Below are 22,565 nucleotides of genomic sequence, written 5' to 3'. Positions count from 1 at the left end.
CAATCTACGCTGGTGGGGTCGTCGCTACCCCCGGATTTGTCGATCGTGGGCTGGCCCCACACGCGCGGGCCGTTGCGGTGCCGCGCCGGGGGGGGGGGGCGGGGCCCCGCCCCCCCCCCCCGCCCGGAAACACAGCGATCGTCGGGTCAGCAGCGCACTTCGGTCTCCTTCTGCGCCACGTCCGAGATGCCGCCGAGGGCCCGGGTGCACACCGACAGCGTGTTGGCGCCCAGGGACCAGACCTCCGGGCCGCTGGAACACTGCAGGTCACGCAGCGTGCTTCCGGTCACGATGGAGGTGCAGACCTGGTACGAGCCGTGGCTGGCCCGGTACTGCTGCCACACGTACGTGTAGGCGTAGTTCTTGCCGCAGCCCTTGTACTGCTTGACCGATGCGGCGGTCTGACCGCCGACGGTGACGTACGCGGTGGCACCGATCTGCACCGAGCCGGCGCAGCGCGGGTTGGTCTCGGCGTGCGCGGGTCCGGCGAACGCCAGCGTCGCGGGCACAGCCAGACCGGCGGCCGCGAGGATGCGTACGCCACGGCGGGAAAGGCTTTTCATCGGTGACCTCCTTCAATGCACCGGGACCGTCGAGCCCGGCGTCGTCGAAGCACCACATTGATGGCCGCCTTGGCCCGTTCGGTACCCTCTGACACGCTCTGACAACGCCTGACGACGTCGTCTGACATGGGGGAGTGATGAAGGACCAGCGTGCCGCCGCCGAGTCGATTCAGGACAGACGGGCCGCCGAGAGGTTCGCCGAACAGCTACGGACCCTGCGGACCGCCGCGGGGGACCCGTCGTTCCGCAAGATGGCGGGGCGGTCGGGCCGGATCTCGCACACCACCCTGCACGAGGCGGCCGCCGGGACCAGGTTCCCCTCCTGGGAGACCGTGCGGGAGTTCGTCCGAGCCTGCGAGGCGGACGAGGTCCAGTGGCGGCGTCGCTGGGAGGACGCGCAGCGCCCCGCGTCTGCCCATGGCACCGAAGACGGCGACGCCCCGCCGGTCAGTACCGACTCCCCGACCGGTGCCGAAACCCCGCTCAGCACGGGCGGGAAGAAGCCCGACACCGGGACCGACGCCCCGGAAATGGACGGGCCCGTCGTGTCCGTCGTCCCCGCGTCGTCTCCGGAGGAGCAGAACGCGCCACGCGGCGCGGACTATCCGCCGACCGACGAGGAGGTCGCTGGTGCACGGCGGCACCGGCTGCCGTGGCTCGCCGCCGCAGCGGTGGTCCTGGTGGTGGCGATGGTCGCCGTCCTGGGCGTCGTCGTCCGCGGCCGGTCGTCGCGGGACGACTCCGGCTTGACCGCGGCCTCGTCCACACCGTCACCGTCGGCGTCGGCGTTCTCGGACTCGTTGATCCCCGGCGACTCCAGCAAGTTCATCTCCGACGTCACCATCCCCGACGGCACCCGGGTGCGGGTGAACTCCCAGTTCGTCAAGGTGTGGGCGCTCAAGAACGTGGGGAAGGTCGCCTGGCACAACCGGTTCCTCCAGCGGACCAACCCCACCGCCGACGCCGACGGTTGCCAGGTTCCGGACCGGGTGGCGATCGGTGACACACCGCCCGACGAGCAGGTGATGATCAGTGTCGAGGTCACCGCGCCGAGCCGCCCCGGGAAGTGCTGGGTCAGCTGGAAGATGGTCGACGAGAACGGGCAGGAGTACTTCCCCACCCGCCGGCCGGTGTACTTCATGGTCACCGTCACCGCCTGAGCGCGCTCCCCGGTCGCCCTGACCGGTGTCAGAGCGCGAACCACCGATGTCAGCCCCGGGTTCCACCAAAGCTGACAACACCGCATCCATCGAGGTCCGTGACGGTCTGACGGATCTGACAGGCAGTGGGGGTACCGAACAGCAGGCCGATTCTCGCAAGGTGGTGTCCGTTCCCCGAACGACTCACCAACTGCGAGGAGGATCGACCTTGCGTCGTCCCTGGTTATCCGTCGGGCTCGCCGCGCTCTGCGTGGCCGTCGGTGTTCCGGCCCACGCGTGGGCCGCGACATCCGACGTCACAGCGCAGCGAACCGTCACCACGGCCGCGCGGCCGGTCGTGGACATGGAGGCCACCGTCCTGGCCGCCCAGATCGACCCCCGTCGGGCCGACAACACCCTGACCCCGGGCGCGAAGACCTCCGTGCTCGCCGTCGAGCAGGCGTTGCAGGCGCAGGGCCTGCTGAACGCGCAGTGGGTCGATGGTTACTTCGGCACCGTGACCGTCTCGGCGTACGCCGCGTACCAGCGCTCGCTCGGCTACACCGGGCTGGCCGCGAACGGGCTGCCCGGCACGACGTCGCTGACGAAGCTCGGACAGAACCGTTACACCGTCGGCAAGACGATCGGCCCGGGCGCGAAGGTCCAGCGTGACGGGTACGTCGTCAACGCTCGTACGCAGGCCATGTTGGCCGAGGCGCAGCGTCTGCTCGGCTACCCCCTGGTGCTCGACCAGGGCTCGTACAACCCCGGGGGCGACCCCACCTCGGCCGGTACGCACGACGGCGGCGGTGTGGTGGACATCGCGGTCACCGGCATGACCGCGGCCAAGCGCACCGCCGTCGCCCGGGCCCTGCGTCAGGTCGGGTTCGCGGCCTGGGTCCGCAACCCGAACCAGGGTGACTGGCCGTGGCACATCCACGCCACGGCGATCAGCGACACGGACCTGTCCAGCCAGGCGCAGCACCAGGTCGGCGACTACTTCCTCGGCATGAACGGCCTGGCCAACCAGGGACCGGACGACGGCCCCCAGGTTCCGATCAAGACCTGGGAGCAGTACCAGCGCGGGCAGTGACCCGCACTCCTTCACCGTTTCTGAAAGGACACCATGAACATCCGTAAGAGCCTCGCCGCCGTCGGCGTCGCGCTGGCCGCGACCACCTCGATCCTCAGCGTCGCATCGCCCGCGTCGGCGGCGGCCCGAGATGGGGTCTGCGACAGCGGCGAGTTCTGCTACTACTACAACAGCGACAACGCGGGGTCGATCTCGGACTTCACCGGTTCGCTCGACGACTACGGCACCGAGCAGCCCTCGTGCTACGACTTCAAGGGCGCTGGCGCTGGCAAGGGCCTGTGCATCAAGAACGAGGCCGCCTCGGTCTGGAACCGCAGCACCAAGACCGTACGCGTCTACTTCAACAGCGGCTACGCCGGTTCTTACCAGGACTTCGCGGCCGGCGCGAAGGGCAACCTCAACGCCACGCTGAAGAACAACAACGCCTCGCACCAGTTCTCGCCGTCGACGCGCACGAACCTGTCGTACGCCCTGTACCAGGCCAGCGGCGGCACGGTCACGTGCGGCTTCGACGGCTACACCACCACGCCCGGCCGGCACGAGGGCATCGACATCGCCCGCAGCGTCGGCTCGGACGTGCGCGCCCTGGTCTCCGGAACCGTCATCTACGTCGCGCGGGGCAGCACCGGCAGCGGCGGCCTGTCCACGATCTCAGTCTACAACTCCTCGCTCAACAAGTCGGTGATCTACCTGCACACCGCGCCGAAGTCCGGGGTGAGCGTGGGCGACGCCATCAGCAAGGGCGAGATCATCGCCGACGAGTCGTGGCACGGGGTGTCCTCCAGCTCGGGCGCGCACACCCACGTCGAGGTCCGGGCCGGACGGCAGACCCACGCGGCCGTCAGCGTCGGCGACTCCACCCTGGACAACGCCGACCCGACCGCGTTCTGGAACTCCCAGGGCTACAACGAGAGGTAGGACGCCATGAATATCCGCAAGGGCCTCGCCGTCGTCGGCGCCGTCCTCGCCATGTCCGCCTCCATCCTGAGTGTTGCCTCGCCGGCAGCGGCGGCCGAACGGGACGGAACCTGCGACAGCGGCGAGTTCTGCTACTACTACAACAGCAACCAGGCCGGCTCGGTCTCGGACTTCACCGACTCACTTGACGACTACGGTACGACCCAACCGACCTGCTACGACTTCAAGGGCGCGGGCAGCGGCAAGGGCCTGTGCGTGAAGAACAACGCCGCGTCGGTGTGGAACCGGACCGGCAAGACGGTGCGGGTCTACTTCAACAGCAACTTCGCCGGTGCGACCCAGGACTTCGCGGCCGGGGCGAAGGGCAACCTCAACACCACGCTGAAGAACAACAACGCCTCGCACGAGTTGCTGAGCGGGCCGACGGGTTGTAGCACCGACGGCACCAACAGCAAGCTGCCGAGCACCATCCTCGTCTACCGGGTCAGTCTCGGGCGTGTCGACCGGGTCGACTTCAAGACGTACGTCAAGAACGTCCTCCCGAACGAGTGGATCACGAGCTGGCCGGCCGCCTCGCTGGATGCCGGTGCGATGGCCGTCAAGAGCTACGGGTGGTACTGGGCGCTGCACTCGACCCGCAAGACGTCCGGCGGACAGTGCTACGACGTTCGGGACGACACCGGCGACCAGGTCTACCGGCCGTCGTCGGCAGTCTCGTCCACGTCCGCCGCGGTGGACCGGACGTGGTCGGCCCGGATGACCCGGAGCGGCAACATCCTGCGGGCGCACTACTGCGCGACGACGACCGCGTGCGGTGGCTGGGTGGACGGGGACTGGCTGTCGCAGTACGGCTCGCGCGATCTCGCCAACGAGGGCAAGAACTACCAGGCGATCCTGCGCTACTACTACCGCGACATCGCGCTCTCCTGAGGTAAGGCACCAACCGCGCCGCCCGCCGCAGCTCTACGGCGGGCGGCGCGTTCGTCGGCTACGCCGGCGGTTCGACCGCCTCGACGAGCACCTCGAGGACATGCCGGTACGGCTGGCCGGTGGCCCGGCTCATGCCCATCTCACAGGTGCGGTTGCAGGAGGCGTACGCGTCGTGGTCGCGCTGGTTGATCTCGGCGGCCTGCGCCGCGGTGGCGCCGGCCGTGACCTCCGGGTGCAGCAGCCCCCGGTCACCGGCGAAGGCGCAGCACCCCCAGCTGTCCGGCACGGTGACCGTGTCGGCGACCGCCCCGGCCACCGCGCGTAGGTCGTCGATGCCGCCCAGGTGCACGGTGGAGCAGGTGGGGTGCAGGGCCAGCGAGCCCAGTCGCCGGGGCTGCGGCAGCGCCGGTAGCAGGTGCTCGGCGGTGAAGGTCACGCTGTCGACGAAGCGCAGCCCGCCGTACCGTGCCCGGTCCTTCTCGGCCAGCGCGGCGGTCAGCTGCGTGAGCCCGTGTGTGCAGGATGACGCGTCGCACACGATGGGCAGGCGACCCTCGTCGCTGGCCGCCCAGAGCGCGGCCAGGGTCCGCTCGGCCATCTCGCGGTGACCGGCGGGGTAGCCCTTGGACTGCCACGGCGTTCCGCAGCACAGGCCGGCCGTGTCGGTCGGTACGACGAGCGGCACCCCCGCCAGTTCGCAGAGGCGCAGGAAAGCCGCCGCAGAACCGCCGGACGAGCCGTCCTCCGACGCGAAGAGGCTCCCGACGCAGGCCGCGAAGAACACCGCCTGGGCGTCCGGCGCGCTGCGGGGGGTGGGTCGGGGCGCGCCGGCGCGCGGCATGTCGTCACTCCACAGCGGCACGAGTTCGCTGGCGCCGAGCCCACGGATCGCCTTGGTGGCGGCGCGGGTCGCCGGCGTCGGTACGGCGTGCGCGGCGGTCAGTCCCACCCGGACGCCCGTCACGGCGGCCTGCCAGTGCCGCGCTGCGGTGCGGGCGGTGCGCTGGGCGCGAGGGGTGTGCCGCTCGGCGCGTAGCCGTTTCATCGCCGCCCCGGTGTCGATGCCGACCGGGCAGGCGGTGACGCAGAGACTGTCCGCGGCGCAGCTGTCCACCGCGGCGTACGCGTAGTCGGCGGTCAACTCCCGGCGGCGCTCCTCGTCGCCGGCGGCCGTGGCGAGGGCGATCTGCCGTTGCAGGACGATGCGCTGCCGCGGGGTGGTGGTGACGTCGGCGGTGGGGCAGACCGGTTCGCAGTAGCCACACTCGACGCAGGCGTCCAGCTCGGGGTCGACCGTCGGGACGGCCTTGAGCTGCCGCAGGTGCACGGTCGGGTCGTCGTTGAGCAGCACACCGGGGTTGAGTAGGCCGCTCGGGTCGCACAACCGCTTGAGCTCGCGCATGACGTCGTACAGCTCGTCGCCGTACTGCCGGCGGACGAAGGGGGCCATGGCCCGGCCGGTGCCGTGCTCCGCCTTGAGTGTTCCCCCCTCGGCCAGCACCAGGTCGACCATGTCGTCGGTGAACCGGGCGTAGCGGTCGATCTCGGCCGGGGTGTCGAAGGACTGGGTCAGCATGAAGTGCAGGTTGCCGTCGCGGGCGTGCCCGAAGATCACCGCGTCCGGGTAGCCGTGCCTGTCGAACAGGCGGATCAGCCCGCCGCAGGTGCCGGTGAGGCGCGGCATCGGCACCGCGACGTCCTCCAGCAGGGCCGTGGTGCCGGGCGGGCGGGCCCCGGCGACGGCGGTGTAGAGGCCCTTGCGCAGATGCCAGAGGTTGGCCCGTTCGCGCGGGTCGCGGGTCAGCTCGGTGCCGGTGACGGCCGGCAGCCGGTCGAGCACGGGCCGGGCGTCGGCAAGCGTCGCGGCCAACTGCTCGGCGCTGTCCTCGGCGAACTCCACCAGCAGCGCGGCGTGGCCGGTGACCGTCAACCCACGCAGGGTCGGGCTCGCACCCGGGTCGCGCTGGCTGACCCGCAGCGCGGCCGCGTCGAGCAGTTCGGCGGTACGGGCGCCGACGGCGAGCAGGGCCGGCAGCGCGTCGGTGGCGTCGGTGAGACCGGGCAGGATCAGCAGGCCGGTGGCGGCGTGGTCGTGGATCTCGACGGTACGGAAGACGGCCTCGGCCACGAAGCCGAGCGTGCCCTCGCTGCCGATCATCAGGTGGGCGAGCATCTCGACCGGGCTGCTGTGGTCGAGCAGCGAGTTCAGCCCGTACCCCATGGTGTTCTTCATCGCGAACAGCCGCTCGATAGTGGCGCGCGATCCCGGCGTCGCGCGCACCCGGTCGCGCAGCCGCAGCAGCCCGGCGTGCAGCTCGGGCTCGTCGGCCCGGAGCCGGTCGTCGGCGTCGCGGGCGCCGGAGTCGACGACGGTGCCGGACGGGAGCACGAAGCGCAGCGACTCCATGGTGCGGTACGCGTTGTCGGTGGTGCCGCAGGTCATCCCGCTGGAGTTGTTGGCCACCATGCCACCGACAGTGCAGGCGGCCTCGCTGGCCGGGTCGGGGCCGAGTCGGCGTCGGTAGCGGGCCAGCCGGGCGTTGGCCTGCCGGATCGTCAGGCCCGGCTGGAGCCGGATGCGGCGGCCGTCGTCGAGGACCTCGGCGTGCCGCCAGTCGGTGCGGACGTCGACAAGCACGCCCGCGCCGCCGGCCTGCCCGGCGAGGCTGGTGCCGCCGCCGCGCAGGGTCAGCGGCACGCCGGCCTCCCGGGCGCCGGCCATCAGCGCACCCACCTCGGCCGCCGAGGAGGCGCGGACCACGGCCTGCGGCTCGAACAGGTACGGCGAGGCGTCGTGTGCCGCCGCCAGCCTCCGGGGCAGCTCGGCGCTGGCCCGGCTCGGATCATCCAGGTGCGAGCGCAGCAGCTCGGCGACCTCGCGGGCGCGAGCGCCGGCCGCGGTCGGCGGCGGCACGGGTACGACGGGTCTCATCGGCGGGTCCTCCCGGGGAGCGTGGTCAGCCGGCCACCGGCCGCTCGGCGGCACGATCGGCGACAATCAGCCGGCGGGGTGCGGTGCCGACCGGTGCCGGCAGCCGCAGCGGCTGGTGGCCGGGGGTGATGCTGCCGAGCACCGAGGCGTGCCGCGCGCCGGTGCCCGAGGGCAGGGTGCCCGGCAGCCCGTGCACGGTCAGGTAGCCCAGCAGCGCGAAGGCCAGCGCCTCCTTGGCGTCCGACGCCACGCCCAGCTCGTCGCTGGAGGACAGGTCGACGCCCGGTAGCTCCTCGGCGATCATGCGCATCAGCGTTGGGTTGTGCGCGCCGCCGCCGGAGACGACGAGTCGGGTGACGACGTGCTCGCGGCAGGCGCCGGCCACCGTGACCGCCGTCAGCCGGGTGAGCGTGGCCAACACGTCCTGCGGATCCGGCGTGGGCGCGTCGGCGAGGGCGGCCAGCAGGTAGGGAAGGTGGAACAGCTCTTTCCCGGTGCTCTTCGGGCCGGGCAGCCGGTAGTACGGCTCGTCGAGCAGCCGCCGCAGTAGGTCCGGGTTCACCTTACCGGCGGCCGCCCCGCGCCCGTCCCGGTCGTACTCCTCGGTGCCCCCGCTGAAGTGACGCGCCGCGGCGTCGAGGAGCGCGTTCGCCGGCCCGGTGTCGAAGGCGAGCGGGTCCGCGTCCGGCGCGACGACGGTGATGTTGGCGATGCCGCCCAGGTTCAGCGCGGCCGGAACGCCGGGCAGACCGCCCAGCAGCAGCGTGTCGAAGAGGGCGACCAGGGGAGCGCCCTGGCCGCCGGCGGCGACGTCGCGGCTGCGCAGGTCGGCCACCACCGGACGGCCGGTGGCCTCCGCGATCCAGGCCGGCTGACCCAGCTGGAGAGTGCCCCGAACGGTGCCAGCCTCGACCCAGTGGTGCAGGGTCTGCCCGTGCGAGACGACCAGGTCGGCGTGGCCGTCGCACAGCTCGGCGAGGGCCCGTACGCCGGCCTCGGCGAAGGCCTGGCCGATGCCGGTGTCCAGTACGCAGATCGCCTCGGTGGTGGTCGGCGCGGGCGGCAGGGCGGCGGCGATCTGCGTGCGCAACTCGTCGGAGTACGGGTGGCTGAGCCGGCCCAGCGATCGCATCCGCAGGGTGTCGCCGCTCAGCTCGAACTCGGCCGCGGCGGCTTCGATGCCGTCGTAGGAGGTTCCGGACATCAGGCCGATCACGCGCATCACGTCCTCCTTCACGCCCGGCCGGCGGGTGCCGCCGTCGCGTCGTCGTCGAGCTCGTTGTTACGTCCATGGTCGTATGGCGTCTCCGGGGCCGGGTGGAACCGGCTGGACACCGCGCCGACGACCAGGGTGATCAGGACGCCGATCGGGACCAGCCACTGGGCGGCGATGGCGGTGGCGGTGGTCGTCCCGGCCGTCGTCACATCGATCTTGACGTAGCGGACGATGTAGGTCATCACCGCCACGGTGACCAGGAAGGCGATCACCGCGTCGACCTGGTTGGCCCGCTTGACGAGGCGGCCGAGCAGGAAGGCCCCGAGCAGCGCGCCGTAGGTGTAGCCGGCGATGGTCAAACCGGTCAGGTAGACGTTTCCGGTGCTGGAGCTGAACGCGCAGGCGAAGACCGCCATCAGCACCGCCCAGACCAGGGTCATCACCCGGGCGAGCCGGAGCATCGCGTCGTCGGACGGGACCGTGCGGAAGAAGCTGTGGATGAAGTCGGCGACGGTGGAGTTCGACATCGAGTTCAGCGCCGAGGACAGCGAACCCATCGCGGCGCCGAGGATGCCGGCCACCAGCAGACCCGAGATGCCCACCGGCAGGGCGTGCAGGATGAAGCTCGGGTAGAGGTTGTCGCTGCTCGCCAGGCCGAGTTCCTTGAAGGTCTGACCCTTGTTGTACGACCACAGCAGCGCGCCGACCAGGGAGAACGCCGCGAACTGGATCACCACGAAGATGCCCGAGGAGATCATCGCCTTCTGCCCCTCGCGCAGCGTGCGGGTGGACAGGATGCGCTGCACGATCAGCTGGTCCGACCCGTGACTGGCCATTGCGAAGATCGCGCCACCGATGATCGCGGTCGGCAGGGCGAACGGGCTGGTGAGCACGTGCGCGAGCGTGAAGTTGGTGTCGAAGAGCTGGAACTTGCCGGCGTCCAGCGCCTGCGAGTAGCCGTCGAAGCCGACGGCGTGGCTGAGCACCGCGATGGCCAGGATCGCCCCGCCCAGGTACAGCCCCATCTGGATGGCGTCGGTCCAGATGACCGCCTTGATGCCACCGAGGTAGGTGTAGACCACCGTGATGAGCGTCAGAACGATGATGATCGCCTGGTAGCCGACCTGAAGCCCGAACTCGTCGAGGAGAAGCTTGATGGGGATGGCCGAGGCAAACAGTCGTACGCCCTCGGCGAGCAGGCGGGTGAAGACGAACGTCACCGACGCCAGACCCTGGAGTTTCAGGCCAAACCGCTCACCGAGGTACTGGTAGGCGCTGACGAACCCACCCCGCTTGTAGAGGGGGATGAGCACCGCGGCCACGACGACCCGACCGATGACGTAGCCCAGGGCCAGCTCGACGTTGCCGAAGCCCTGCCCGCTGTAGGCGCCGCCGGGAACACTGATCACGGTCAGGACGCTGGTCTCAGTGGCGACAACCGAGAACGAGACGGTCCACCAGGGCAGTCGACCCTCGCCCACGAAGTAGTCCTTGGCGGACTTCTGTCTACCGGACAGGCGAAGTCCGACGAAGGCGATCACCACGAGGTACAGCACGATCACGACGAGGTCGAGTTGACGCACGGCTCGCTCCCAACCAGCGGTTGTCAATAAGTGACGTTGACCCACCCTAACGCGAAACTTTTTGCCACCGCCCGTCCGGGCTGGTTACGCTGTGGTTTCAGCCTGCTGATACGGGGACTGTTCGCAGCTGCGCCCTCGGCCTGGCCGCGACGGCGGGTCGCGAAGACGCGCTCGACGGCGAGCCGTCGCCGGCGACCGGAGACCTCTCCCCGCCGGCCGGCGACTGCACACCAGCGAGAGGAACGAGCACCCCGTGGACCTCAGCACCCTCGGCACCGAGACCCGCAACGACAAGACCAGCGACCTCGACCGGATGTCTCCCACCGAGTTGCTTCTCGCGATGAACGACGAGGACCAGACGGTCGCCGACGCCGTCCGCCGGGCCGTGCCGGACATCGCCGCCGCCGTCGACCTCATCGTGGCGTCGCTCCGCCAGGGCGGACGGCTGATCTACCTCGGCGCGGGCACCAGCGGCCGGATCGGCATGCTCGACGCCGTCGAGATCCCACCCACCTTCGGTACGACGCCCGACCGGGTCGTCGGTCTGCTCGCCGGCGGGGCACGAGCCTTCGGCGTCGCCGTCGAGGGCGCGGAGGACGACCCGACCCGTGCCGTCGCCGACCTCGACGCGGTCGGCCTGACCGCCCGCGACACGGTGGTCGGGCTCGCCGCCAGCGGCCGTACCCCGTACGTGGTCGGCGGGTTGGATCATGCCCGTGCGCTTGGCGCGGCGACCGTCTCGGTGGCCTGCAACACCGACGCGGTGGCCAGCCGGCACGCTGACGTCGCCATCGAGGTGCCCACCGGCCCCGAGGTGCTCACCGGCTCCACCCGGCTCAAGGCCGGCACCGCCGAGAAGCTGGTCTGCAACATGCTCTCCACCGCCACGATGGCCCGGCTCGGCAAGGTCTACGGCAATCTGATGGTGGACATGAACGCCACCAACGAGAAGCTCGTCGACCGGGCGCGTCGGATCGTCGCCGAGGCCACCGACACCGACCTCGACACGGCCGCGCGGGCGCTCGCGGCGGCGCACGGGCACGCCAAGACGGCCATCGTGCTGCTGCTGGCGAACTGCACCGCCGAGGAGGCCGCGGCCCGGCTGCGCGCCGCCGACGACGACGTCCGGGCGGCCGTCGCGGCCTGACCCTGGCGGGGGCTGCGGGCGCACCCGGCGGTCGGCGGGCGCGTGAGCGTGGGTCGGGAACGAGCGCACTCGACCGGGGTGCCGTCGGCCGAATGGCGTCGGAGTAGTACTCCGTCCTTGACGAAGCGCCCCGTCCGCATTGGACGGGGCGCTTTCCGGTGTCACGTGAGCTGTGTGTCGCGAACCGCGTGGTCCTCGTCCGCCTCGACACCGGGGGAGCTGGCCAACTCGATCCGGGGGGACCGATCCGGCGGGAGATGGGCGAAGTCGGCGATGACGACGACATCCACCTCCCCGTCGATCATCATCTGCTCGACGGTCTCCCAGGGGGCCCGCATGATTCCTGCGAATCGGTAGGAGTGTCGGCGAAGGTGGCTGAGACACCTCGCGACGGCGGGCTCCGACGGCTCGATGTCGGCGGGGATCCAGATAACGGCGATTTCCATGAACTTCTCCTGATCAACGTCGTGGACGCGGGTGGGCGATCAGGAGTTGTCGGGGCGGGGGAGGGCCCCGTTCCACGGGACGGCTGGTAGCGCGCATGTCCATTGCGGTGACGGTGAGCCCCGGGCGCAGCGGCGGGGTGGGCGGCGGAGCTTCGGCTGTTGACGTGGGTGGGTCGGCGCCGCCGGTGCCGACGCCGGTCGGTGCGGACGCCAGCGCCAGCACGAACGCCGGTGGCCCCGGTGCGGGACGGGCGGGCGGGTTGGGCCGCTCTCCGGTGACGGCTGTCATCGTCGCCCGCGGCTGCTTGGACGCCCGGCCATCGGACGTGCCGTGGCCGGCGTCCCGGCGCGTCGTCGCCGGCACGGGCGTCGACGGTGCTGGCGACGGTGGCGAGGCGACGCGTACGGCCGGCGAAGCCGAGGCGGATGGTGCCGGTGTGGCCCGCGCCGACGACGGGGCGCGGACCGGCCGCCTTGGCGCGGTGGCGGAGGGCTTGGCCGGAAGTGTCGGCACCGGAACGGCCGACGGCAGGGGCACCGGGTCCGTCGACGGTAGGGGCACCGGAACGGCCGACGGCAGGGGCAGGGGGACGACCGCAGTCGGCAGGGGCAGCGGGACACGCAGCTGCACCTCGGCGACGTCGTTCACCGAAACCTTGATGGCCTTCGGCGAGGTGGCGACCTCCAGCGGGAGACGCGACGGCGCCGGGGTGTCGGCGTGGGCGGGGTTGGCACCCAGGGCCGCGCCGAGGGCCACCGCTCCGAAAGCCACCGGGGGGAGGCTGTGCCTCAGCCGCATCAGACGGAGGCCGCCGGCAGCGGTGTCCCCAACCCGGCCCGATCCGATTCACCGGTCCGGTGCCGCCGGCCGAGCAGTTGCCCCTCGCGCCCTGCCGTCGCCTCCATGCGCGGGTTCTTGCCCCGGCGAACCGAGGGCTACACCTTCTGTCGATATCTAGGGTGAGCGATGTGGACCGACCGAAAACGCACCTGGCCGGTTCACACCCGGGCTGCGGTGGGTGTCGGCGGGGCGTCGAGCGGCAGGTCACGCAGCCGGCGGATCGGCGTCGACAGGTAGATGATCGGGGACAGCACGGTGAGCGCCCCGAAGATCAGCAGGGTGGTGCGGGCACCGAGTGGCCCGGCCAGGATGCCGGCGAGCAGGCCGCCGACCGGGATGGCACCCCAGGAGACGAACTTGACCGTGGCGATCACCCGGGACAGCAGTTCCGGCGGGCTGGCGAGCATCCGGTACGTGCGGGTGGTCACGCTGAGCACCACTGTGGAGCTGGCGAAGATGAGGTTCCCGACGGCGAAGGCCAGGAATGCGGTGGTGCCGGTGCCCAGCGGGATGATGAGCGCGCCGACCACGCCAACGAAGGCCGAGATGATCAGGCCACGGGCGGTGCCGAAACGATTGGTGAACCGGGTCGTCAGCGCCGCGCCGATGAGCGTGCCGAGGCCGTCGGCGGCGAGCAGCAGACCGACCATGAACGGCGAGGCGTGCAGCTCGCGCACCAGATAGAACGGGAACAGGGCCAGCATGGCGCCGTTGACGAAGTTCGTCGCGGTGGCGTCCCACATGGCCGGTCCGATGATCGGGTGTCGGAGCACGAAGTGCCAGCCCTCACGGATCATCGTAACCATCGGTGGCCGCTCGGCCGGTCGCTGCACCCGCCGGGCCGGCAGGGTGCGCAGCAACACGGCGGAGAGCAGGTAGCTGACGGCGTCCACGAACAGCGTCGGCACCGCACCCAGCAACTGCACCGCGAGACCACCCAGGGACGGCCCGCCCAGCGCGGTGGCGGCGTGCGTCCCGGAGGTGAGGCTGTTGCGGGCCTGCAACTGCGCGGCCGGCACGATCTCCGGCAGGAAGGTTTGGTTCGCCACGTCGAACAGCACATTGGCGAAGCTCACCACCAGGGCGACCGCGATCAGCTGGGCCACCGTCAGCATGTCGAACCACCAGGCCAGCGGGACCGACGCGATGGCGAGGGCCCGGGTCAGATCCAGGGCGACCTGCATGCCGCGCAGCGGCACGCGCTGCACGATCACTCCCGCCGGCAGGCTGATCAGTAGGTACGCCAGATAGCCCGCCGCCGTGATCAGGCCCATCTCGAAGGCCGTCGCGTCGAGCACGGTCAGCGCGGTCAGCGGTAGCGCCACGGCACCGACCGCCGAGCCGAGTTGGCTGGTCGTGCCGGCGACCCACCACCGCCAGAAAGTAGTAAGTCCCATAATGGAACTCACTATAGGGGCGCACGGGAGACGGCGTCGACCCCGCCGACACGGTCGCGATCCGGAACCCGCTGCCTATCGCGCTCGACGCACCATCTCGAGCGCCCGAAGCGCGCCGAGGTGCACGCCATGATCGTCACCGTGCCTGGCGTTCACCTCCCGTGCCTTCGGGTCCTCCAGCCCTTCCAGTTCGGCCGTCACCTCGGCCAGCGTCGTCGTAGCCGTCGCGGCCTCCTGCCCATCGGGACCGGACGTTTCACACTCGCGTAACGGGTATCCAGGCGTACCAGTGCGACCGGCGGTGAACAGCTTTACGTAGTGAGGGGGCACCTGTCATGCCTGATCCACAGCCCACCATCGTGCTCGTGCACGGCGCGTTTGCCGAGTCGGCGAGCTGGAACGGCGTGCTCGAGCGGCTGGGCGCCGCGTACGACTCGGTGGCCGTCGCGAACCCGCTGCGGAGCGTCGCAGGCGACGCCGCGTACGTGCGGGACGTGGTGCGCGGGATCGGCGGTCCGGTCGTCCTCGTCGGCCACTCGTACGGCGGCATGGTGATCACCCAGGCCGCGGCCGGCGACACCTCGGTGCGGGCCCTCGTGTACGTCAACGCCTTCGCCCCGGACACCGGCGAGTCGGCGATGACGCTGTCCGCGAAGTTTCCCGGCAGCACCCTCGCCGACACGCTGGTGCAGTACCCGGTGTCGACCGGTGGGAACGAGTTGGCGATCGGCCAGGACCAGTACCACGCGCAGTTCTGCGCGGACTCGTCGGACGACGTGGCCGCGCTGATGGCGCGGACCCAGCGGCCGATCACCGAAGAGGGCCTGGGTGGCAAGCTCACCGGCGATCCCGCCTGGCGATCGCTGCCCAGCTGGTTCGTGTTCGGGGACGCTGACAAGAACATTCCCGCCGAGGTGCACCGCTTCATGGCCGAGCGGGCCAACCCCCGGGGGCAGCGCGAGGTTGTCGGCGGCTCGCACGCGATGGCGGTGGCCCGGCCGAGCGAGGTCGCCGAGACCATCATCGAGGCGGTTCGGGGCGTGAGCTGACGGTCCGGGCGGACAACTGGCGGTGGGCCGACGACGAGAGGTCGCCGGCCCACCCCTGCCCGTTGACTAGCGAACCCGCAGCTGCTGGTGGACCGCTGCGGTGGGGGCGTGGACCGGGTCACCCGAGTAGGCGACGTGCACCGGGTACACCCCGGCGGGCAGCCCGTCGGTAGGCAGTTCGACGACGGCCGCGCCACCACGGAGCGGAACCACCTGGGTGGTGCCGCCGAAGGTGACGGCGACCTCGCCGGTCACCTTCGGAGCCTTGTGGTGCGGAGACTGTGCCCGTACGTCGGCGGTCAGCGTGAACGTGCCACCGCGGACAACCGAGGCCGGCGTGGCCTTCGCCTTCACCGCGACTCGTGCCGGGCCCGGAGGCGTCAGGGTGACCTGGGCCGAGCGTGACATGGTCGGATCGACCACCGACGTCGCCACGACGGTGAGCGACGACGCCATCTCCGTGGCGGCGACCGACAGCAGACCCTCCGCGGAGATGGTGGTGCCGGTTGAGGTCGCTCCCTGCACCGACCACGTCACCGCCGGGCTCACACCCTCGTTGGTCGTCACCTGGGCGGTGAACTGCCTGACCCAGTTCCAACCCTTCGTCAGGTTCACCGTCGCGGGCGTCACCGACACGGAGTCGACCCCCGCCCACAGGTAGTCCCGGGCGAAGATCGTGAACAGCTGGCCCGCCGTCATTCCGTCGTGCGCGCCGGGGACCTGGGTCGTCGCGGCGGCGTATCCCCGGGCCCGGAAGTTGTCCGCGATGGCGTTCTGGGCGTTGAGGTTGCCCTCGAAGACGCCGTTGCCGAGGAAGACGGAGAGGTCGTCGTCCCCGACCGCGTTCGCGATGGTGTCGTAGTCCTGGCTGGTGAGCGACGGATTGCCGGAGAAGTGTCCGTAGAACGCGAAGGTGGTCGGGTAGTTCTTGATGACGACGCCGCCCGTCATCCCGCCGTACGAGAACCCGGCGTAGGCGCGCCCGGAGCGCTCGGTCGAGACGTTGTAGCTGCGCTCGATGAGGGGAAGGATCGTCTGAACCAGGTTGTTGGCCGCGTTGGTCTGGTTGTAGGAGGCGAAGCCGAGGCTGGTGCCGGTGAAGTGGTTGCCCATGGTGACGACCACCGTCGGCTCGATCTCGCCCCTGGCCGTCATGTTGTCCAGGATGTTCGGGACGTTCGCGGGGACCATGAAGTCCGTCTCGTCGCCGAAGATGCCGTGGGCCAGGTACGCGACCTTGTACGGCTTCGCGCGGTTGGGATCGTAGTTGGCCGGCAGGTAGACGCCGAGGTAGTGGCCGCTGTCGCCCAGGATCGTGGTGTACGGGACGTACTGGACGGTTCCTCGCTTCGCGCGGTCGGCCACCGGCAACTCGTAGTCCGCACGCTCCTTCAGCACCGGGTCGTTCTGCTTCTTGGCGTACGGCACGTACACGGCATCGAGCACGTCGTTGTTCCTGACCCGGAACGAGGACTCGCCCGGCGGCCGAGGGTTCGTCGAGGCGGGGTCCCAGATGCGCTTGTTCTCCCAGCCCTGGGTTGGGTCCCAGACCCGGTACCAGTAGCTGAGCCCTCCGGCGTGCAGCGGGACCGAGACCGACCAGTTCCCCTTCGGGTCCCTGGTCATGTCGCGGAGGAACTCGGTGCCGCCGGCGTGGTAGCGCCCCGGTTGCCACTCTTCCGGCTGGTAGCGCGTGGTGCCGGTGCCGACGTCGAGCAGGGTCAGGTCCCCGGCGAGGCGGACCTGGGTGGCGTGGGGATTGCGGTAGACGAACGTGACGGTGTAACCGGTCGGTGAATTGCGGTCCGCCTTGACCGTCGCACCCGGTACGGGCGCGGGCCTGCCGGCGGCGGCAGCCGGCGCGGGGACGAGGGCCCCCGCGCCGAGTGCCGTGAGCGTGAGAATCGAGATCGCAAGCCGGAGCCTGCGTCTTCCGGTCGTTTCCCTCATGCGCGAAGACTCCTTTGTGGTGGTCGCTCGTCGCGGTGGTCCGGTGGTGGAGTTGAGGGCTCCGATGGCAGCTAAATCGAATTAGCATCGGGAGTGTGGCTGGCTACACCTTTCGATGTCAAGAGTGTCGAGGGCCGAGGCTGGCCCGTGCCACGACGGGCTCGCCACCCGCGGCCTGCGGGTTTTCCCAGCTGAGTGCCGCTCGGATGGCAGGGTGAGGGCCATGGACAGGAAGCACGTCGAGGATTGGCTCGCCACCTACGAACGGCTCTGGCGGACCCCGGGCACCGACGCGCTGGTCACGCTCTTCACCGAGGATACGAGCTACCAGCAGGGGCCGTACTGGACCCCCGTCGTCGGCCTGCCGGCCATCGCCCGGATGTGGGAGAAGCAGCGCAAGGGCCCCGACGAGGTGTTTCGGATGACCACGGAGATCGTCGCGGTCGAGGGCGACACCGCCGTGTCACGCCAGGAGGTCCGCTACGGCGACCCCGTCGACCAGGAGTACCGCGACCTGTGGGTCATGCGGTTCGCCGACGACGGACGGTGCCGCTCATTCGAGGAGTGGCCGTTCTGGCCGGGACAACAGCCGGCCGACCCGCCCGACGGCTCCTGACCTGCAATGGTCGCGGCGGCGACGCCCCAGCCACCGGGTAGGAGACCTGACCGACACGTCGTCGGACCGGTCGCACCACCTACCGTGAGCTGGGGCGTCGCCGTGACGACGTCGACGCGTCAGACCGGGGCGGCCGGGCAGCTCGCGCCGGCCGGCGGTGTGGTTCGGGTGATGAGGTACCGCTCCACCTCACGACGGGTGCACTCGTTCCGTGGGTAGCTGGCGTGGCCCGACCCCTCGTAGGTGAGGAGGTGGCCCCGGCTGCCGAGCTGGCGCACCACCCGCTGAGCCCCGTCGTACGGGGTGGCCGGGTCGTACCGCCCGTTGAGCACCAGCAGCGGCGCGCTCGTCCGTACCCGCAGCTCATGTTGCGGGTTGTTCGCCGTCCAGCCCAGGCAGATCGCGGCGAAGCGGACTGCCAACGGGGAGGCCCGCAGGTGCGGCGCCGCGGCGCGGGACAGTTCGAGATACCGGTTCCACTCGTCGAACCCGTCGACCGGCAGCGACCAGTCCTGGCAGAACGCCGGTAGCGCGTACTCGGTCAGGTTCTTGTCGCCGTCGACCGGCACCATCGGGGACGCGAGCGCGGCGGGCTCGCCCCGCTCCAGCGCGAGCAGCATGTTCGCGAGATCGGCCCAGGTCGCGTCGAAGAAGTTGACGAAGGTCGCGAACCCGAGCTCGAACCAGGTCAGCGTGGCGCCCGTACCCGCGTCGACAAGCGTGCCGGCATCGGCGCGGCGCATCAGTCGGTCGAAGAGCGCCGGCACGTCCCGACCGTGCAGCGCGCAGCTGGGGGTGCGCTCGCACCAGGTCACGAACTCGTGGAACAGGGCCTCGTTACTGGCCGCCCCGCTAAGGAAGTACTCCCTGACCCCCTGGCTGTGGTCCATCACGCTGTCCATCACCAGCGCGCGGACGCGGTCGGGGAACAGTTCGGCGTAGGACTGCCCGATCAGCGTGCCGTAGGACCACTGGTAGAAGCTGAGCTGGCGCTCACCGAGCGCCGCCCGGATGGCGTCCGTGTCACGCGCGACGCTCACACTGTCGAGGTGGTCGAACAGCGGGCCACTCTGGGCGCGGCAGTCGTCGCGCAGCTGGCGGTTGTAGGTGCGGAGTCGTTCGTACGCTGCGGCGTTGGCGGGTGCCAGGGCGGGATGCCGGGCCAGCAACGCCGATGAACAGCGCACCGGTGTGCTGCGGACCGTGCCCCGGGGATCGAAGCCGACGATGTCGAAGCGGCGCAGCACGTCCGGCCCGAGCTGGCTGTCCGCGGTCAGCACCACGTCCACCCCGGACATGCCGGGACCGCCGGGGTTGTAGACCAGGGCACCGATGCGGGCGGCCGGGTCGGTGGCGGTGCGTCGGGCCAGCGCCAGTTGGAAGGTCTCCCCGCCCGGTCGGGCCCAGTCGACCGGCAGGCGCAGGGTGCCGCAACGCGTGCCCGGGTCGTCGGGCCGTTCCGGGCACGCCTGCCAGTCGATCCGACCGTTCCACCCGCCGGTGGTGTTCACGGTGACCGGCCCGTTGCCGCCGGCATCGGGCGGCGTGGTTCCCGCGAGCGACGGTGGGGCGTTGAGCGAGAGGGCGACGAGGACCGCGACGACGGCCGTGAGGCTACCGAGGAGCCGTCGGCGTCGACGGGCGACCCCGCGGGGATGCCTGATGGTGGTTCTCTTCGTGGTCAACATTCGTCCAGCCTGCCGACGCCCGGTCCACGTCGGATCCATGCCGGTCCGGGGACGGTCGGCGCGGTGCTTTCATCGGTACGCCTCAAGCCGCTCGGACAGCACCGCGGCCTGCGGATGACCGACCTCGTCGAGGATCGCCAACGCCTGTCGCCACAGGTCGACCGAGGTGTCGTGGTCGCCCACCGCCTGATGGGTGTCGCCGAGGCGGACGAGTGTGTCCGCCCTTCCGCAAGCGTCCTGGACGTCGGAGTAGAGCGCCAGGGCGCGCCGGTAGCAGTCTGCCGCGGTCGGGTGTATCCCGAGGCCGTGATAGGCGAATCCGAGGCTGTCCCAGGTGTGAGCGGCGCCGAGCCGGTCCTCGGCCTTCTCGTAGAGCGCGAGCGCCTGCTCGCAGTAGGCGATGGCGCGCTCGTGCTCGTCCAGCCGGGCGTGGCTCCAGCCGAGCGCGTTGAGCGCTGCCGCCTCGCCGAGCCGGTCGTCGCTGCTGCTGGCCAGCGCCAGCGCCTCCCTGGCGTGGGGCAGTGCCGCCCCGGCGTCGCCCTCGATGTCGGACAGCCAGGCGAGGTGCAGGTGTGCGCTGGCCTTTCCCAGGAGGTCGCCGGCCTGGTCGTACCGGGCCATCGCGCGCCGAAGGTGATGGTGGGCCGCACCGAACCGGCGGTGCTGGATGTGGGCCAGCGCCAGGTCCCGGTGGGCCAGCGCCTCGCCCCGTGGGTCATTGCGGTGTTGCGCGACCGTGACCGCGATGGCCTGTACGGCGGCCAGGTCGTGCCACTGCGACAGCCGGCTGAGCAGGGGAGTGAGGGCCTGGGCGAGTTGCCCGGCGTGGGCGTCGAAACTGTGTGCGACAGCGTCGTCGACGGCGGCCAGCAGCACCCGCTGTTCGGTGGTGAACCAGGCCAGCGCGGCCCGGTGGTCGGCGAACGCCGGCGGTGACGCGTCGGCGGGCAGGGGTGGCGGATCGAGCGGCTGCCAACCGGCGTCGACCAGCCTCGCCGCGTCCCGCGCGACACCCAGGTAGTGGTCGAGCACGCGCCCCCGGACGGCGCTACGGTCGGCCGGAGGGTCGACCGCGTACGTCAGCTCCTCCCCGTACGCGCGGAGCAGGTCGTGACAACGGAAGCGGTTGGGGGAGCCCTCGGCCAGGAGGTTCGCTCGGGTCAACTCGTCGAGCGCCGGCCGGATCAGGTGCGGCGGCGCCCCGGCGAGGCTGGCCGCCGCCGCCGTGCTGACGTCCCCGACGGGGTGCAGGCTGATCTGCCGGAACAGGCGGGCCGCGTCCGCGCTGAGCAGACGGTACGACCAGGAGAGCACGGTCCGCACGTCGGTGGCGGCATCGTCGGTGGCCAGGGCGGCGAGCCCGCCCCGACTCGCCGCCAGGTCGTCGGCGATGGCCTGGAGCGGAAACGTGGGCCGGGCGGCGGCTCGCGCGGCCACGATGGACAGGGCCAGGGGCAGGCGCGCGGTACGTCTGATCAGCTCGTCCACCGCCGCCGGCTGGGCGGCGACTCGCTGCGTACCCAGTCGGCGGACGAGCAGCTGACGCGCCTCACCGTCGCTGGGCAGATCCAGCGCGAGGGGCTGGGCGCCCTCGGCGGCGACCAGGCCGGGCAGGGTGTGGCGACTCGTCACGAGCACACCGCAGCGGGTCGACCCCGGAAGCAGTGGCCGCACCTGTTCCGCGTCGCGGGCGTTGTCGAGCAGTACGAGCAGCCGTCGGTCCGCGGTCAGGCTGCGGTACAGGGCGAACTGGGCCGCCGGCTCGGCGGGAATCTCCAGTGGTTTCACACCCAGCGCGGGCAGGAGCGAGCGGACGACGACGGCCGAGGGCGACGCCTCCTGCGTCGCGGTGCCGAATCCACCCAGGTCGACGTGGAGTTGCCCGTCGGGGAAGTGGTGCAGGTTGTCGTGCGCCCAACGCAGCGCCAGCCAGCTCTTCCCGACGCCGCCCGTACCGGTGATGACGACGGTGCCGGTCGATCCGGGGTCACCGAGCAGCAGCGTGGTGAGCCGGGCCAGTTCCCCGGCCCGGCCGGTGAACACCGTCGGTGGGGCCGGCAGCTGCCGGGGGACAACCCGCGGCGGGTAGCTCTCCGGTGGCCGTGGATCGGATGTCAACAGCTCCCGCTCCGCCCGCAGGATGCGGGTGTGCAGGTGTTGGAGATCGGGACCAGGCTCGACTCCCACCTCGTCGGCGAGGAGTTGGCGGAGCTGCCGGTACGTCGCCAGCGCGTCGACGCGCCGGCCCGCCCGCGCCAGGGCCACCATCAGTTGCCCCCATGGGCGTTCGCGCAGCGGATCGTCGTCGACCTGGGTTCGGAGCGGTTCGATCAGCTCGTGATGCCGTCCGGCGCGCAGCTTGAGGTCCGCGACCTCCTCCACCAGGTTCGACCGCTGCTCCTGGAGCCGGGCTCGGACGGAGAGCAACACGCCCCAGCCGGCAAGGCCTGCGAACGGCTCCCCACGCCAGAGCGCCAGGGCGGCCTCGAACGACTCCTGGGCGGCTGACCACTGACCCTGTCGCAGGGCGGAATACCCGCGCTGGGCCAGGTCGTCGAAGGCCACGCTGTCCGTCGACTGCCCGTCACAGGCGAGGCGGTAGCCGGTGGGCCCGGCGACGATGGCGGGGTCGGGGAAGCCCGGCGTACGCATCGCCCGGCGCAACGCCCAGACATAGGTCTTCACGTTGCCGGTTGCCGTCTTCGGTGGGCGTCCCTGCCACAGCTCGTCGACGAGTTGGTCGATGGACCACCCGGTGCCGGGCTGCGACATCAGGACGGCCAGGAGGCGCACCTGCATCGGCGTGCCGAGGGCCAACGGTTTCCCGCAGGCCGACCGCACCTCGACCGGTCCGAGCAGGCGGTACCGCATCGCCGGCAGCGCGCCCGCGGGGTCCATCGCCTCATCGTAGGGGCCCGAACCGTCCCGCTTCATCGGCTGGACGGCCGCAGCCCGCGTCCGTCTCCTGGTGTGCTCCGTCACGGAGGTGAGCATGGTCAGGACCTTGGGGTGCCGCGAGGGTGGCTGCTACAGTCAAGATTGTTGCGGCCGCAAATT

At 71.0% G+C, this 22,565-nt stretch carries 17 protein-coding genes; 7 read left to right on the top strand and 10 right to left on the bottom strand.

Going from position 1 to position 22,565, the window contains the following annotated elements:
- Positions 1-146 precede the first annotated feature (146 nt).
- A complete protein-coding gene (locus ACFYL6_RS29085; protein ID WP_387176133.1) occupies positions 147-563 on the bottom strand; it encodes a hypothetical protein in 417 nt (138 codons plus the stop codon).
- 137 nt (positions 564-700) lie between these two features.
- On the opposite strand from ACFYL6_RS29085, the gene ACFYL6_RS29080 reads away from it, so the two are divergent.
- The 4 genes from ACFYL6_RS29080 (at position 701) to ACFYL6_RS29065 (ending at position 4,643) form a co-directional block, all read left to right on the top strand.
- Complete coding sequence (locus ACFYL6_RS29080) at positions 701-1,723, top strand: NBR1-Ig-like domain-containing protein (protein WP_387176131.1); 1,023 nt, start codon at positions 701-703, stop codon at positions 1,721-1,723.
- A 208-nt stretch (positions 1,724-1,931) separates the two neighbouring features.
- Positions 1,932-2,795, top strand: coding sequence for a peptidoglycan-binding protein (locus ACFYL6_RS29075; protein ID WP_387176129.1), 864 nt, complete (start codon positions 1,932-1,934; stop codon positions 2,793-2,795).
- 33 nt (positions 2,796-2,828) lie between these two features.
- The gene (locus tag ACFYL6_RS29070; RefSeq protein ID WP_387176127.1) at positions 2,829-3,713 is read left to right on the top strand and encodes a peptidase inhibitor family I36 protein; all 885 of its coding nucleotides are present in this window, start codon (positions 2,829-2,831) and stop codon (positions 3,711-3,713) included.
- Positions 3,714-3,719: 6 nt separating this feature from the next.
- Entirely contained in the window at positions 3,720-4,643 is a 924-nt protein-coding gene (locus tag ACFYL6_RS29065) for a peptidase inhibitor family I36 protein (RefSeq protein WP_387176125.1), read from the top strand.
- 58 nt (positions 4,644-4,701) lie between these two features.
- Here ACFYL6_RS29065 and ACFYL6_RS29060 read toward each other — a convergent pair whose 3' ends face one another.
- From ACFYL6_RS29060 to ACFYL6_RS29050, 3 genes are read right to left on the bottom strand one after another with little or no spacing between them, the layout of a single operon-like run.
- On the bottom strand, positions 4,702-7,575 hold the full coding sequence (locus ACFYL6_RS29060; RefSeq protein ID WP_387176123.1) for an FAD-binding and (Fe-S)-binding domain-containing protein: 2,874 nt from the start codon (positions 7,573-7,575) through the stop codon (positions 4,702-4,704).
- Positions 7,576-7,600: 25 nt separating this feature from the next.
- Positions 7,601-8,797, bottom strand: coding sequence for an anhydro-N-acetylmuramic acid kinase (locus tag ACFYL6_RS29055; RefSeq protein WP_387176121.1), 1,197 nt, complete (start codon positions 8,795-8,797; stop codon positions 7,601-7,603).
- An 11-nt stretch (positions 8,798-8,808) separates the two neighbouring features.
- Positions 8,809-10,374, bottom strand: a complete 1,566-nt coding sequence (locus tag ACFYL6_RS29050; protein WP_387176119.1) for a sodium:solute symporter — start codon at positions 10,372-10,374, stop codon at positions 8,809-8,811.
- 253 nt (positions 10,375-10,627) lie between these two features.
- Here ACFYL6_RS29050 and murQ point away from each other — a divergent pair, with 253 nt between their 5' ends.
- Complete coding sequence (murQ, locus tag ACFYL6_RS29045) at positions 10,628-11,521, top strand: N-acetylmuramic acid 6-phosphate etherase (RefSeq protein WP_387176117.1); 894 nt, start codon at positions 10,628-10,630, stop codon at positions 11,519-11,521.
- A 161-nt stretch (positions 11,522-11,682) separates the two neighbouring features.
- Here the strand turns inward: murQ and ACFYL6_RS29040 are convergent, their stop codons facing one another.
- The 3 genes from ACFYL6_RS29040 to ACFYL6_RS29030 all read right to left on the bottom strand — a co-directional run bounded on the left by ACFYL6_RS29040 (position 11,683) and on the right by ACFYL6_RS29030 (position 14,205).
- Entirely contained in the window at positions 11,683-11,967 is a 285-nt protein-coding gene (locus ACFYL6_RS29040) for a hypothetical protein (RefSeq protein WP_387176115.1), read from the bottom strand.
- Positions 11,968-11,980: 13 nt separating this feature from the next.
- Complete coding sequence (locus ACFYL6_RS29035) at positions 11,981-12,739, bottom strand: hypothetical protein (protein ID WP_387176113.1); 759 nt, start codon at positions 12,737-12,739, stop codon at positions 11,981-11,983.
- 227 nt (positions 12,740-12,966) lie between these two features.
- Positions 12,967-14,205, bottom strand: a complete 1,239-nt coding sequence (locus ACFYL6_RS29030; RefSeq protein ID WP_387176111.1) for an MFS transporter — start codon at positions 14,203-14,205, stop codon at positions 12,967-12,969.
- 335 nt (positions 14,206-14,540) lie between these two features.
- Here ACFYL6_RS29030 and ACFYL6_RS29025 point away from each other — a divergent pair, with 335 nt between their 5' ends.
- The gene (locus ACFYL6_RS29025; RefSeq protein WP_387176109.1) at positions 14,541-15,254 is read left to right on the top strand and encodes an alpha/beta fold hydrolase; all 714 of its coding nucleotides are present in this window, start codon (positions 14,541-14,543) and stop codon (positions 15,252-15,254) included.
- A gap of 66 nt (positions 15,255-15,320) precedes the next feature.
- Here the strand turns inward: ACFYL6_RS29025 and ACFYL6_RS29020 are convergent, their stop codons facing one another.
- Positions 15,321-17,204: an alpha/beta hydrolase-fold protein gene (locus ACFYL6_RS29020; protein ID WP_387176107.1), complete on the bottom strand. Its 1,884-nt coding sequence runs from the start codon at positions 17,202-17,204 to the stop codon at positions 15,321-15,323.
- Between the two features lie 223 nt (positions 17,205-17,427).
- Here ACFYL6_RS29020 and ACFYL6_RS29015 point away from each other — a divergent pair, with 223 nt between their 5' ends.
- Positions 17,428-17,820, top strand: a complete 393-nt coding sequence (locus tag ACFYL6_RS29015; protein WP_387176105.1) for a YybH family protein — start codon at positions 17,428-17,430, stop codon at positions 17,818-17,820.
- Positions 17,821-17,939: 119 nt separating this feature from the next.
- On the opposite strand, the gene ACFYL6_RS29010 is transcribed toward ACFYL6_RS29015, so the two are convergent.
- Positions 17,940-19,508, bottom strand: a complete 1,569-nt coding sequence (locus ACFYL6_RS29010; RefSeq protein ID WP_387176103.1) for an alpha/beta hydrolase — start codon at positions 19,506-19,508, stop codon at positions 17,940-17,942.
- Positions 19,509-19,577: 69 nt separating this feature from the next.
- Positions 19,578-22,406 (bottom strand): BTAD domain-containing putative transcriptional regulator, encoded by a 2,829-nt coding sequence (locus ACFYL6_RS29005; protein ID WP_387176101.1) that lies wholly within the window; start codon positions 22,404-22,406, stop codon positions 19,578-19,580.
- Between the last annotated feature and the right edge of the window lie 159 nt (positions 22,407-22,565).

Source organism: Micromonospora sp. NPDC007208, assembly GCF_042869175.1.
In the GTDB taxonomy this organism is placed as follows: domain Bacteria; phylum Actinomycetota; class Actinomycetes; order Mycobacteriales; family Micromonosporaceae; genus Micromonospora; species Micromonospora foliorum.
This window is presented reverse-complemented; position numbering and strand designations above follow the sequence as displayed.

Bases quoted from the DNA above. Each gene is read 5' to 3' on its own strand.
- ACFYL6_RS29025 (WP_387176109.1), top strand. From the start codon at position 14,541: ATGCCTGATCCACAGCCCACCATCGTGCTCGTGCACGGCGCGTTTGCC.
- ACFYL6_RS29040 (WP_387176115.1), bottom strand. From the start codon at position 11,967: ATGGAAATCGCCGTTATCTGGATCCCCGCCGACATCGAGCCGTCGGAG.
- ACFYL6_RS29010 (WP_387176103.1), bottom strand. From the start codon at position 19,508: ATGTTGACCACGAAGAGAACCACCATCAGGCATCCCCGCGGGGTCGCC.
- ACFYL6_RS29030 (WP_387176111.1), bottom strand. From the start codon at position 14,205: ATGGGACTTACTACTTTCTGGCGGTGGTGGGTCGCCGGCACGACCAGC.
- ACFYL6_RS29060 (WP_387176123.1), bottom strand. From the start codon at position 7,575: ATGAGACCCGTCGTACCCGTGCCGCCGCCGACCGCGGCCGGCGCTCGC.
- ACFYL6_RS29020 (WP_387176107.1), bottom strand. From the start codon at position 17,204: ATGAGGGAAACGACCGGAAGACGCAGGCTCCGGCTTGCGATCTCGATT.
- ACFYL6_RS29065 (WP_387176125.1), top strand. From the start codon at position 3,720: ATGAATATCCGCAAGGGCCTCGCCGTCGTCGGCGCCGTCCTCGCCATG.
- ACFYL6_RS29080 (WP_387176131.1), top strand. From the start codon at position 701: ATGAAGGACCAGCGTGCCGCCGCCGAGTCGATTCAGGACAGACGGGCC.
- ACFYL6_RS29055 (WP_387176121.1), bottom strand. From the start codon at position 8,797: ATGCGCGTGATCGGCCTGATGTCCGGAACCTCCTACGACGGCATCGAA.
- ACFYL6_RS29085 (WP_387176133.1), bottom strand. From the start codon at position 563: ATGAAAAGCCTTTCCCGCCGTGGCGTACGCATCCTCGCGGCCGCCGGT.
- ACFYL6_RS29070 (WP_387176127.1), top strand. From the start codon at position 2,829: ATGAACATCCGTAAGAGCCTCGCCGCCGTCGGCGTCGCGCTGGCCGCG.
- ACFYL6_RS29015 (WP_387176105.1), top strand. From the start codon at position 17,428: ATGGACAGGAAGCACGTCGAGGATTGGCTCGCCACCTACGAACGGCTC.
- ACFYL6_RS29005 (WP_387176101.1), bottom strand. From the start codon at position 22,406: ATGGACCCCGCGGGCGCGCTGCCGGCGATGCGGTACCGCCTGCTCGGA.